Genomic DNA, 11984 nt, shown 5'->3' with positions numbered 1-11984 from the left:
ACTAGTACCCTTGCGGGGCCTAGCGGCGCTTGCCCTTCTTGTCGTCCTTCACGTGGCCACGGAACGTACGGGTTGGGGCAAACTCTCCGAGCTTGTGTCCAACCATCGATTCGGTTACGAACACAGGAATGTGCTTGCGACCGTCGTGTACGGCGATGGTGTGTCCCAGCATGTCCGGGATGATCATCGAACGGCGGGACCACGTCTTGATGACGTTCTTGGTGCCCTTATCGTTTTCAGCAACGACCTTTAGGAACAGGTGCTGATCGACGAAGGGGCCTTTCTTCAGGCTGCGTGGCATGTTTCCAGGCTCCTATCGCTTGTTCTTGCCGGTCTTGCGGCGACGCACAATGAGCTTGTCGCTTTCCTTGTTTGGACGACGGGTGCGTCCCTCACGCTTACCGTTAGGGTTGACCGGGTGACGACCACCGGAGGTCTTGCCCTCACCGCCACCATGTGGGTGGTCAACTGGGTTCATGACAACACCGCGAACGGTTGGGCGTACGCCCTTCCAGCGCATACGGCCGGCCTTGCCCCAGTTGATGTTGATCTGCTCAGCGTTGCCAACTTCGCCGATGGTTGCGCGGCAGCGCACATCAACGTTGCGGATTTCACCCGAAGGCAAACGCAGCTGGGCGTAGCGGCCCTCACGGGCTACCAGCTGGATCGATGCACCAGCGGAACGAGCCATCTTAGCGCCGCCGCCTGGGCGAAGCTCAACAGCGTGAATCACGGTACCAACCGGGATGTTACGCAGTGGCAGGTTGTTGCCTGGCTTGATGTCGGCGCTTGCGCCGGCCTCAATTGGGTCACCCTGCTTGAGGTTGTTCGGTGCGATGATGTAGCGCTTGGTGCCGTCCACGTAGTGGAGCAGTGCGATACGAGCGGTACGGTTCGGGTCGTACTCGATGTGAGCGACCTTTGCCGGAACGCCGTCCTTGTCGTGACGACGGAAGTCGATAACACGGTAGGCGCGCTTGTGTCCGCCACCCTTGTGACGGGTGGTGATCTTACCGGTGTTGTTACGGCCGCCTGACTTGGTCAGGGGACGAACCAACGACTTTTCCGGAGTCGATCGGGTGATTTCTGCGAAGTCGGCTACCGACGAGCCGCGAAGGCCCGGGGTAGTCGGCTTGTACTTACGAATTCCCATTATTAATATTCCTCGTTAAAGTGGTCTCCGCTTAGGAAAGCGGACCGCCGAAGATGTCAATCGAGCCGTCCTTCAAGGTGATGATGGCGCGCTTGGTGCTCTTGCGCGATCCCCACCCGAAGCGGGTGCGCTTGCGCTTACCAGCTCGGTTGATGGTGTTTACGGAGTCAACCTTGACGTTGAAGATCGCTTCAACGGCGTACTTGATTTCCGACTTGTTGGAGCTTGGTGCCACCTCGAAGGTGTACTGACCTTGATCGATCAGACCGTAGCTCTTTTCCGATACGACAGGTGCGATGACCACGTCGTGTGGAGCCTTTGAGAACGCGCTCACTTGGCTTCCTCCTTCTGGACCAGGGCATCGAAGGCAGCCTTGGTGAAGACTACGTCATCCGAAACCAGAACATCGTAGGTGTTCAGCTGGTCGACGTACAGAACGTGCACATTGACGAGGTTGCGAACCGAAAGGGCTGCAACATCGTTGGCGCGATCGATGACGACAAGCAGGTTCTTGCGCTCGGTGAGCGAACGCAAGGTAGCCAGAGCATCCTTGGTCGAAGGCGTTTCGCCAGCAACCAAGTTCTCAATCACGTGAACGCGATCGAAGCGTGCGCGATCAGACAGGGCGCCGCGCAGTGCAGCAGCCTTCATCTTCTTCGGGGTACGCTGCGAGTAATCACGTGGGGTTGGACCGTGGACAATGCCACCGCCGGTCATGTGCGGAGCACGGATCGAACCCTGACGGGCGCGGCCGGTACCCTTCTGCTTGAACGGCTTGCGACCTGCACCCGAAACCTCGGAGCGGTCCTTGGTCTTGTGGGTACCCTGGCGGGCAGCAGCAAGCTGTGCAACGACAACCTGGTGCAGCAGCGGGACGTTGGTCTGTACGTCGAAGATCTCTGCAGGCAGTTCGACGTTAAGTGCCTTAGTCATTTACTTATGCTCCCTTCACGGCGTTGCGTACGAGAACGACGCGGCCGCGGGCGCCTGGAACGGCACCCTTGATCAGCAGGAGGTTCTTCTCAGCGTCGATAGCGTGAATGGTCAGGTTCTGAGTGGTAACACGCTCAGCACCCATGCGACCAGCCATCTTCTGTCCACGGAAAACGCGACCTGGGGTCGATGCGCCGCCGATGGAACCTGGCTTACGGTGGTTCTTGTGAGCACCGTGCGATGCGCCAACACCGTGGAAGTTGTGACGCTTCATAACGCCGGCGAAGCCCTTACCCTTCGAGGTGCCTACGACGTCGACCTTCTGGCCGGCTTCGAAGACCTCTACGGAAAGTTCCTGGCCTGCGGTGTACTCGGCAGCGTCTGCAGTGCGCAGTTCTACCAAGTGGCGACGTGGGGTGACGCCAGCAGCCTCGAAGTGACCAGCCAGTGGCTTGGTGACCTTGCGAGGATCGATCTGGCCGTAGCCGATCTGAACTGCGGTGTAGCCATCGCGCTCTTCGTTGATGAGCTTGGTGACAACGTTGCTATCAGCCTGCACGACGGTGACAGGGATCAGGTTGTTGTTCGAATCCCAAACCTGGGTCATGCCGAGCTTCGTGCCCAGCAGGCCCTTGAAATTACGGGTTGCGGTCATAGTTTTCTCGCCACCTCCCCTTAAAGCTTGATTTCGATGTTGACATCCGCTGGCAGGTCGAGACGCATCAGCGAATCAACAGCCTTCGGGGTCGGATCAACGATGTCGATCAGACGCTTGTGCGTGCGCATTTCGAAGTGCTCACGGCTGTCCTTGTACTTGTGTGGCGAACGGATAACGCAGTACACGTTCTTCTCCGTTGGCAGCGGCACTGGGCCGACTACGGTTGCGCCTGCGCGCGTGACCGTCTCAACGATCTTCCGGGCCGAAACGTCAATGACCTCGTGGTCATACGACTTCAGCCGGATGCGGATTTTCTGTCCCGCCATGGCGTCATGCCTCTTTCTGTTAGCACTATCTAAAGTTTCTGTGCCTATATACGGGTCCTTGCAGACCGGCACGCCTTGCTCTGCGGCTGAATCCGGATCAGATCCGGGTTCCTCACCCGCAGGAGGCTCCGACCCCCGCGTTCGGGCGTGTCGTGAAATTTTCAGTCACAACACTCCCACAAAGTTTTCACTTTATCGAAGGGCCTTATAGTTTGAAGCAGTCGTATCGATCCCGAACCCCAGGCATTATCCTGCGTGAGAGTCGATCCCGGTCGTTCAAACCAGACCGGTTACCCCATAAATGGGGACCGGGTTGCATTGAAGCAACTTATTTAGTCTGACAGGTCGGCAACGATCGCGCAAATCTTTTATGCCTATCCGCGCCCGTGATCTTGCCCTCACACCTGGCGCGGCCCGTCCTGCCCGGACGGCTCCTGCCCCGCGGGGATCGGTGGATCAACAGGGTTTTGCGGCCTCACCGGCAGCGAATTCTGCTTGTCGACCTTCACCAGCTTGAAGACCGCGGCCGCAATCAGCCCCAAGCCAATGACCACCAGCCAGAGGAATGCCAAATCGCGCAGGAACCACAAGACTGCCAAGGTGATAGCCGCCGCACCCCACCAAATGAACAGCCGCTCCCCCAGCTTCAAGCCCCAGGCCACCAATCCACCGAAGAAGACCAGGCCGATCGCCTGCGCAACACCATTGGATTGGACCAGTGCGGCGAGCAAGGCCAGGCTGCCGGCCACCGAGGCGGCCAGCAGGTATGTCCTCTCCAATCGCGCGTTGGCCCTGATGTTGCGCCACGCGACCAGCACTACTGCAACAATGCAGGCGTAGGCCGCCAGGTTGCTGGCCCGCGGTGTGCCAAGGATCTGGGCATAGCTGCCCAGCGCCAGCAGCGCTCCCACGAGGATGAAGCCGTCCACCGCGTAGGGCACCAGCCGCCGCGGAAGTTCAAAGAGCCGCACCAGCACCGTAACGCCGAAGACCAGCAGCGCTCCGCCGGCCACCTGCCAAATCGCACCGCCATCCAGATGGGCGATGCCACCGGCCAGCAACAGGGCCAGGAGCATTGCCGCGAAGTACAAGCGCGAGGCGCTGCCGGGCGGATCGGCATGGAGGTAGCCGAATTCCGGATAGCCGGGATTTGGGTCCTTCATTCGCCCGTGGAAGATTGCGAGCAGGTACAGCGCGAGGCCCGCGCCAACCAGCGCCCATGCGGCATCCATCGGTGCTAGCACCACTGCCCCACCGGCTTGCCGCACCTCGAAGACTGCACGCAGGATAGCGACGCACAGCATGATGGCGGCTCCGGCCGCGTACCAGGCGCTCTTTCGCGTGTGCACCAGCAGGATGAAGCCGAGGGCCAGCAGCAGGTGCGCACCCACTGCCCACCACGACCCCGCCTGCCACGCGGCGGCCCACGCCGCCGGAAGGAAGATGGCCAGGCCCAGGGCTATCGAGTACGACTTGTTGGCGCGCAACCGCCATTCAAGCACGAGTGCCGCCAGGCTCAGGGCCAGCAGCATGGCGCAAGCAACCTGGGAACTCCACCACGTAGAGCGGACCCATCCGGTCGCATCTTCCATGGCCAGTGCCGGAATGCTGATCAGCAGGATCAGTGCCAGGATCGGGGCAAATAGATAGAGCTGTCGCTTGGCCACCGTCAAGCTGGTCTCGGCCTTGAACGCGGCCAGCCCGTGCAGCCCGAAAAATAAGCAGGCCAAGAGGATCGTTCCCCGATCCATGCCGCCCGCGAACTGCCCGTAGGCCAGCGTCGCCAGTGGAATGCCAGCCAGCAGTCCCACTGCCATCCAGCGCAATTCCCGGCGCAGTGCTTTGCCGTCGCGGATGCTAGCCAGCAAGCGGAGCAGCTGCGGGACGGCTATCGAAACCAGCAGCAGGCAGAACCGGCCGTGGATGTCGAATTCCATGCTGTAGGCAATCCACCACACCATGGAACTGAAGAGCACTTGGGCCAACGCTGCATAGAGGATCTTCCACCGCGTATTTGTGCTGCGGCGCAAGCTCCAGATGAAATAGCCCAAGGTTGCCGCCCCGATGAGGATTGCCAGCGGCCAGATCTCCTTGCCGAAGCTGAGCGCATAAAGCCCCATCAGCAGGCAGGCCGCAACGACATTGATCGGCTGTTCCAGCTCGGGGCGCTGTGCAGGAATATCGCGAAGCCGCCAACCCGAGGCAATGACCAGGCCAACTGCGAGCACAAGGCCAGTGATGAACCACGCCAGCCCGCCGATACCCAGGAACACCACGGTGCTTTCGCTGGCGTAGGAATAGTCGCCAGCGGTTGTCAGCAGGCGCAGGCTGAAGAGCAGCACCACGCCAAGCAAAGCCGAAGCGCCCACCCGTCCCAGCCGGTGCCCCTGCGCCATGCCGGAATCCAGCACGGCACGGCTCGCCAGATTCGCCGCCCACAAGATGAACAGCACGAAGAGCACCGCAATCAACGGGGCTGAGCCGTCAGGATTTCCATAGTCCCCAGCCGTGAGCTCATCAAGCGCAGCACCAAGCACGCCTGCGCCAACCAGGGTAAGGAGCCAGTGCGAATGGAGCGTCATTTCCCTGCGCAGGTTCCGGGCGTTGCGCTGAGCCAGCGAAAGCCCGAGCAGGGCCAGGGCGAATACCACCAGCGGGCGCCAACTGTGGTTCTGCATATCTACCAGCGTCACCAGGGGAAGAACCGCGATGACTCCAACTTCCAGCTTGGCGCTGCGCAGCAAGCCGGGAATGCCCAGCGCCATGAAGATCGGAACCGCGATGTAGCTGAGCACGAAGGCCTCGAAGCCCTGCGCGTAGAGAAACGCGCCGATCACCGAAGCCACCGCTAAGCACCACAGCACCGCACGTTCACTTTGCAGGTGCCTGCGCGCCAATCCCAGCCTCTGCTGGTAGCCGGTGGAGCAGAGCAATACCGCTACGGCTTGGAGCCCGAAGGCGAAGGCGAGCACCAGCCAGCTGCTCGTTGCGGAGAAACCGAGGTAGTTGCAGCCGGCCACGAGCATCGCCATGAAAGCAGCGCGGGCAGCGTAGGTGCGCAGCAGCCGCAGGTTGGGCAACAGCCTGACGCTGAGCAGCAACTGGACGGTGAGCAACGCGAAGATCCAGAACAAATCCCGGCTGGCGAGCATCTCCAAGAGGATCACCGACAACGCAAAGACAAACGCAGGCAGCAGCTGCGCGGTGCCGTGCAGGGCCCGGAAGAAGATTGAGTGGCGGATCCTTTCGCTGCGTACCGCCAAGAGCATCAGCGCAATAGAGAGCACCAGCAGGATCAGCATGTAGTACAGGACGCCACGCTGCATCGCGGCCGCGCCGGCCATGGCGGTGCTGACCAGAATCAGCACGGCAACCCACGCCAGAACACGGGACTTGAACGTCAGTGTTGCGTAGCCCACGGCTAATGTGCCGATGGCTGAGAAAACCAGCCAGGTCGCCGGGCCGGATATGTTCACCGTGCTGTAGGTAGCGATGGCGCACAGCGGCAACAAAGCCAGCCCGGTGCCGGCAAAGGCGGCTCCTGCCGGACGCAAGGACGGTTTCACTGCGAAGGTGACCAGGCCTCCGCCGTAGAAAGCGGCAGACAGCAGGAATAAGGCGATGAGCTTTGACAGTGGCGGAAGCGCGAAGCTCAGGAAGAGTGCGCCGGCGGCAACGATCATCAGGGCCGCGACGTACAGCGTGATGTTGATGTTGCGCAGTTCGCGCTCGCGTTTGGTGAGCACCTTGATTGGCTTAACCGGTGCAGCAGGCTGGAGGGTGGCCGTGGGGAGCGGCGCGCGGTACGCGGGGGCAGCACCGGCCGCCGCTGGCTGGAGGTATGGCTGGCTGGAAGGTGCCATCGATGCGGCCGGCGCTGCATCTTTGCGGCTTGCAGGCTGCGCTTCGAGCGGCTGTGCGGGGACCCCCGGCGCTTGGGCAGCAGCCGGTGCCGAGGCACCCGGCGGCCCGGGTTGCCCCAGGTACTTCACTGCCTCGTCGTAGCCTTGCTGCCACGCTTCGCCCAGCGCATCAAGCTGCTGCTGGCTTTGCGATTTATCCCGACTCCCCTGGCGCCGGCCGAGGCCGAAAGCCAACAGAACCAAGATGATAGAAACGATGATCCAGCCCATCATTGATGCCACTCCCCCACTTAGCGAATTGTCGCGCCCTCCAATTAGACCACCTTCTAGATATATTCACTAGCTGGGGCTCGTATTTAACGAAAAAATCCCCCAGCACAAAAGTGCTGGGGGATTCTTTTCAGTTCACTAGGGAACTACCTCATCAAGTAGAGACTACTTGGTGATGGTGGTTACCTTGCCCGAACCAACGGTGCGGCCGCCTTCGCGAATTGCGAAGCCGAGGCCCTCTTCCATGGCGATTGGCTGGATCAGCTCAACCGACATTTCGGTGTTGTCGCCAGGCATAACCATTTCGGTGCCCTCTGGGAGGGTGATAACGCCGGTTACGTCGGTGGTGCGGAAGTAGAACTGCGGACGGTAGTTCGAGTAGAACGGGTTGTGACGTCCGCCTTCGTCCTTCGACAGGATGTAGACGTTAGCTTCGAAGTTGGTGTGTGGGGTGATCGAGCCTGGGGCTACGATAACCTGGCCACGCTCAACATCGTCGCGCTTCAGACCGCGAAGCAGCAGACCACAGTTCTCGCCAGCCCATGCTTCGTCGAGCTGCTTGTGGAACATCTCGATACCGGTAACGGTAGTCTTCTGGATTGGGCGGATGCCAACAATCTCAACTTCCGAGTTGATAGCCAGGGTGCCACGCTCGGCGCGACCGGTAACAACGGTACCGCGGCCGGTGATGGTGAAGACGTCTTCAATTGGCATCAGGAATGGCTTGTCGCGGTCGCGAACTGGGTCTGGAATGAAGCTGTCAGCTGCATCCATCAGTTCCTCGATAGCTGCAACCCACTTTGCGTCGCCTTCCAGAGCCTTCAGGCCCGAAACGCGGATCACTGGAGCGTCATCGCCATCGAAGCCCTGCGAGGACAGAAGTTCGCGAACTTCCATCTCCACGAGCTCGAGCAGCTCTTCGTCATCAACCATGTCCGACTTGTTCAGTGCAACCATCAGGGTTGGAACACCAACCTGGCGGGCCAGCAGAACGTGCTCGCGGGTCTGAGCCATCGGGCCATCGGTAGCGGCAACAACGAGGATTGCGCCGTCCATCTGAGCAGCACCGGTGATCATGTTCTTGACATAGTCAGCGTGACCTGGAGCGTCTACGTGTGCGTAGTGGCGCTTCTCGGTCTGGTACTCGATGTGCGAGATGTTGATGGTAATACCGCGCTGGCGCTCTTCCGGTGCCGAGTCGATGTTAGCGAAGTCGCGCTGTTCGTTCAGGTCTGGGTACTTGTCAGCCAGAACCTTGGAGATTGCCGCGGTCAGAGTGGTCTTACCGTGGTCAACGTGACCGATGGTACCAATGTTGACGTGCGGCTTGTTGCGCTCGAACTTTGCCTTTGCCACAAGTTCCTCCTAGAAACATTTACAGAAGACATTCTTCGTCTGCGCGGTTCGCAAACGAACTAGAAATAGTCTACTGGGGGCTTGGATAATTTAGGAAATTCCGGTCCTCTGCGGGGCCTGCATTGTGATGCAAATCCCTCGTTGGCCGTTTGCGGTGCCGGCTCCGTTTTTCAACGGAACCGGCCCGCGATCGGCCACTTCCCCGCTAAGGGGGTCACGGCCAGGTTTTTATACCGAGACGATTACTCGCCGCGGGACTTCTGGATGATCTCGTCGGCAACTGCCTTCGGGACCTCAGAGTAGCTGTCGAAGGTCATCGAGTAAACTGCGCGACCCTGGGTCTTCGAACGCAGGTCACCAATGTAACCGAACATTTCCGACAGTGGCACACCAGCGCGGATGACCTTGACGCCAGCAGCGTCGGACATCTCGCTGATCGAACCACGACGGGAGTTCAGGTCGCCGATAACGTCGCCCATGTACTCTTCCGGGGTACGGACTTCAACAGCCATCAGCGGTTCAAGCAAAACAGGGTTAGCGCGGCGTGCGCCTTCCTTGAATACCTGCGAACCAGCGATCTTGAAGGCCATTTCCGAGGAGTCGACATCGTGGTAAGCACCATCGATGAGGGTAGCCTTGACACCGACCAGTGGGTAGCCTGCGAGGATACCGTACTGCATTGCGTCCTGGATACCAGCGTCAACGGATGGGATGTACTCACGAGGAACACGACCACCGGTCACGGCGTTCTTGAACTCGTAGGTGACGCCGTCAACAACTTCCAGAGGCTCGAACGAGACCTGGACCTTTGCGAACTGACCCGAACCACCGGTCTGCTTCTTGTGGGTGAAGTCAACCTTCTCCACAGCCTTCTTGATGGTTTCGCGGTATGCAACCTGTGGCTTGCCAACGTTTGCTTCCACACGGAATTCGCGCTTCATGCGGTCAACCAGAATGTCCAGGTGAAGCTCACCCATACCGCCAATGACGGTCTGGCCGGTGTCTTCATTCAGGGACACGGTGAAGGTTGGATCTTCCGCCGACAGCTTCTGGATAGCGGTCGACAGCTTTTCCTGGTCACCCTTGGTCTTTGGTTCGATGGCCACAGAGATCACTGGATCCGGGAAGCTCATCGATTCGAGAACGATTGGGTGGGCTGGATCACATAGGGTGTCACCGGTGGTGGTGGCCTTCAGGCCGATCACAGCGTAGATGTGACCTGCGTGGATCTCGTCTACCGGATTCTCCTTGTTGGAGTGCATCTGGAAGAGCTTGCCTACGCGTTCCTTCTTGCCCTTGGTGGAGTTCAGCAGCTGTGCGCCGGACTCTGCCTTGCCGGAGTAAACGCGGATGAAGTTCAACTGGCCGAAGAACGGGTGAGCGGCGATCTTGAACGCAAGTGCCGAGAACGGTGCGTCCTCCGAAGGCTCGCGGGTCAGCTCAACTTCTTCGTCCTTCGGATCGTGACCGATGGTGGCGCCAACGTCCAGTGGGTTCGGCAGGAAGTCGATGACTGCATCCAGCATTGGCTGAACGCCGCGGTTCTTGAAGGCCGAACCACAGAATACTGGGTAAGCTTCCGAGTTCACGGTCAGCTTGCGGATGCCAGCCTTGAGTTCCTCAAGGGAGATTTCTTCACCTTCGAGGTACTTCTCCATGAGCTCTTCGGATGCCTCAGCGACATCTTCAACCAGCTTGGCGCGGTACTCTTCAGCACGCTCAACCAAGTCGGCAGGGATTTCGCGGGTTTCGTAAGCAGCGCCCATGGTGACGTCACCCTTGGAGTCGCCTTCCCAAACGAATGCCTTCATGGACAGCAGGTCAACGACACCGGTGAACTCGGACTCGGAGCCGATTGGCAGCTGCATAACCAGCGGCTTGGCACCAAGGCGCTGGATGATGGTATCTACGGTGAAGTAGAAGTCAGCGCCCAGCTTGTCCATCTTGTTGACGAAGCAGATACGTGGAACGTCGTACTTGTCAGCCTGGCGCCAAACGGTCTCGGACTGAGGCTCAACGCCTTCCTTGCCATCGAAGACGGCAACGGCGCCATCGAGCACGCGCAGCGAGCGCTCCACCTCAACGGTGAAGTCAACGTGGCCCGGGGTGTCGATGATGTTGATCTGGTTCTTGTTCCAGAAGCAGGTAACAGCAGCGGAGGTAATGGTGATACCGCGCTCTTTTTCCTGTTCCATCCAGTCGGTGGTCGAAGCACCGTCGTGGGTTTCACCGAGCTTGTGGTTCACACCCGTGTAGAAAAGGATGCGCTCAGTAGTAGTGGTCTTACCGGCATCGATGTGAGCCATGATGCCGATATTGCGGACCTTGTTAAGGTCAGTAAGCACGTCCTGTGCCACGTTGTCTCCCTATAAGGTGAGGCCGGAATTGCTGGGCATCGGTTGATGCCCAGCTTTTCCGAGCGGTTCTTACCAGCGGTAGTGTGCGAAGGCCTTGTTGGACTCGGCCATCTTGTGAGTGTCTTCGCGACGCTTCACAGCGGCACCCAGACCGTTCGATGCGTCCAGGATCTCGTTCATCAAACGCTCGATCATGGTCTTCTCGCGGCGAGCCTTCGAGTAGCCAACCAGCCAGCGCAGAGCCAGTGCGGTTGCACGGCCTGGCTTGACCTCAACAGGAACCTGGTAGGTAGCGCCACCGACGCGGCGGGAACGAACCTCGAGGGCTGGACGGATGTTGTCCATAGCCTTCTTGAGGGTCGAAACAGCGTCGGCGCCGGACTTTGCTGCGGCACCTTCGAGTGCACCGTAAACAATGCGCTCTGCAGTGGACTTCTTGCCGTCTACGAGAACCTTGTTGATCAGCTGGGTGACCAATGGGGATTCGAAGACTGGATCAGAAACTAGTGGGCGCTTTGGCGCCGGACCCTTACGAGGCATTACTTACCATCCTTCTTTGCACCGTAGCGGGAACGAGCCTGCTTACGATCCTTCACACCCTGGGTATCCAGAGCACCACGAACAATCTTGTAGCGAACACCTGGAAGGTCCTTTACACGACCACCGCGAACGAGCACGATGGAGTGTTCCTGCAGGTTGTGTCCGACACCTGGAATGTAAGCGGTCACTTCGACGCCACCGGCAAGGCGCACACGTGCGACCTTACGCAGAGCCGAGTTTGGCTTCTTCGGGGTGGTGGTGTACACACGGGTGCACACGCCACGGCGCATTGGGTTGCCCTTAAGGGCAGGGGCCTTGGTCTTGACGACCTTAGGCGAGCGGCCCTTGCGGACCAGCTGCTGAATAGTAGGCACTTTCGTGTCCTTCCATTGTCTAAGTTCTTCGGCAACACGACGAAAACGCCTAAGCCTAGAAAAGTTTTAGCGCTTCGCAATGTAGCTAGCTGCTTGCTTTACCGCGCACTCAGAATCAAAAGTCCCTAGGCGTGCGAAAGTGTGGCATTCGTTG

General features: G+C 59.5%; 11 protein-coding genes. All 11 read right to left on the bottom strand.

Annotated features, from left to right (window positions below; translation table 11 throughout):
• Positions 1–19: 19 nt before the first annotated feature.
• Complete coding sequence (gene rpsS / locus EDF61_RS06795; RefSeq protein ID WP_013349684.1) at positions 20–301, bottom strand: 30S ribosomal protein S19; 282 nt, start codon at positions 299–301, stop codon at positions 20–22.
• Positions 302–313: 12 nt separating this feature from the next.
• A complete protein-coding gene (rplB, locus tag EDF61_RS06790) occupies positions 314–1153 on the bottom strand; it encodes a 50S ribosomal protein L2 (protein ID WP_105657663.1) in 840 nt (279 codons plus the stop codon).
• 31 nt (positions 1154–1184) lie between these two features.
• Entirely contained in the window at positions 1185–1487 is a 303-nt protein-coding gene (gene rplW / locus EDF61_RS06785; protein WP_013349686.1) for a 50S ribosomal protein L23, read from the bottom strand.
• Positions 1484–2086 (bottom strand): 50S ribosomal protein L4, encoded by a 603-nt coding sequence (gene rplD, locus EDF61_RS06780; RefSeq protein WP_105657664.1) that lies wholly within the window; start codon positions 2084–2086, stop codon positions 1484–1486. Before rplD ends, rplW begins: the two co-directional genes overlap by 4 nt.
• Positions 2087–2090: 4 nt before the next feature.
• Positions 2091–2741, bottom strand: coding sequence for a 50S ribosomal protein L3 (gene rplC, locus EDF61_RS06775; protein ID WP_013349688.1), 651 nt, complete (start codon positions 2739–2741; stop codon positions 2091–2093).
• 20 nt (positions 2742–2761) lie between these two features.
• Complete coding sequence (gene rpsJ, locus EDF61_RS06770; protein WP_013349689.1) at positions 2762–3070, bottom strand: 30S ribosomal protein S10; 309 nt, start codon at positions 3068–3070, stop codon at positions 2762–2764.
• 398 nt (positions 3071–3468) lie between these two features.
• Positions 3469–7215, bottom strand: a complete 3747-nt coding sequence (locus tag EDF61_RS06765; RefSeq protein ID WP_133833625.1) for a hypothetical protein — start codon at positions 7213–7215, stop codon at positions 3469–3471.
• 153 nt (positions 7216–7368) lie between these two features.
• Positions 7369–8559, bottom strand: coding sequence for an elongation factor Tu (tuf, locus tag EDF61_RS06760; protein ID WP_105657666.1), 1191 nt, complete (start codon positions 8557–8559; stop codon positions 7369–7371).
• A 242-nt stretch (positions 8560–8801) separates the two neighbouring features.
• Positions 8802–10916: an elongation factor G gene (gene fusA / locus EDF61_RS06755; protein WP_133833624.1), complete on the bottom strand. Its 2115-nt coding sequence runs from the start codon at positions 10914–10916 to the stop codon at positions 8802–8804.
• Between the two features lie 69 nt (positions 10917–10985).
• Complete coding sequence (rpsG, locus tag EDF61_RS06750; protein WP_096256908.1) at positions 10986–11456, bottom strand: 30S ribosomal protein S7; 471 nt, start codon at positions 11454–11456, stop codon at positions 10986–10988.
• A complete protein-coding gene (rpsL, locus tag EDF61_RS06745; protein ID WP_013349694.1) occupies positions 11456–11830 on the bottom strand; it encodes a 30S ribosomal protein S12 in 375 nt (124 codons plus the stop codon). Before rpsL ends, rpsG begins: the two co-directional genes overlap by 1 nt.
• Positions 11831–11984 lie beyond the last annotated feature (154 nt).

Origin of the sequence: Arthrobacter sp. JUb115 (assembly GCF_004365035.1) — a bacterium.
Lineage (GTDB): Bacteria > Actinomycetota > Actinomycetes > Actinomycetales > Micrococcaceae > Glutamicibacter.
The sequence above is the reverse complement of the archived record's forward strand: the minus strand, read 5'-3'. Positions and strand labels throughout refer to the sequence as shown.

Bases quoted from the DNA above. Each gene is read 5' to 3' on its own strand.
- rpsS (WP_013349684.1), bottom strand. From the start codon at position 301: ATGCCACGCAGCCTGAAGAAAGGCCCCTTCGTCGATCAGCACCTGTTC.
- rplB (WP_105657663.1), bottom strand. From the start codon at position 1,153: ATGGGAATTCGTAAGTACAAGCCGACTACCCCGGGCCTTCGCGGCTCG.
- rplD (WP_105657664.1), bottom strand. From the start codon at position 2,086: ATGACTAAGGCACTTAACGTCGAACTGCCTGCAGAGATCTTCGACGTA.
- rplC (WP_013349688.1), bottom strand. From the start codon at position 2,741: ATGACCGCAACCCGTAATTTCAAGGGCCTGCTGGGCACGAAGCTCGGC.
- rpsJ (WP_013349689.1), bottom strand. From the start codon at position 3,070: ATGGCGGGACAGAAAATCCGCATCCGGCTGAAGTCGTATGACCACGAG.
- rpsG (WP_096256908.1), bottom strand. From the start codon at position 11,456: ATGCCTCGTAAGGGTCCGGCGCCAAAGCGCCCACTAGTTTCTGATCCA.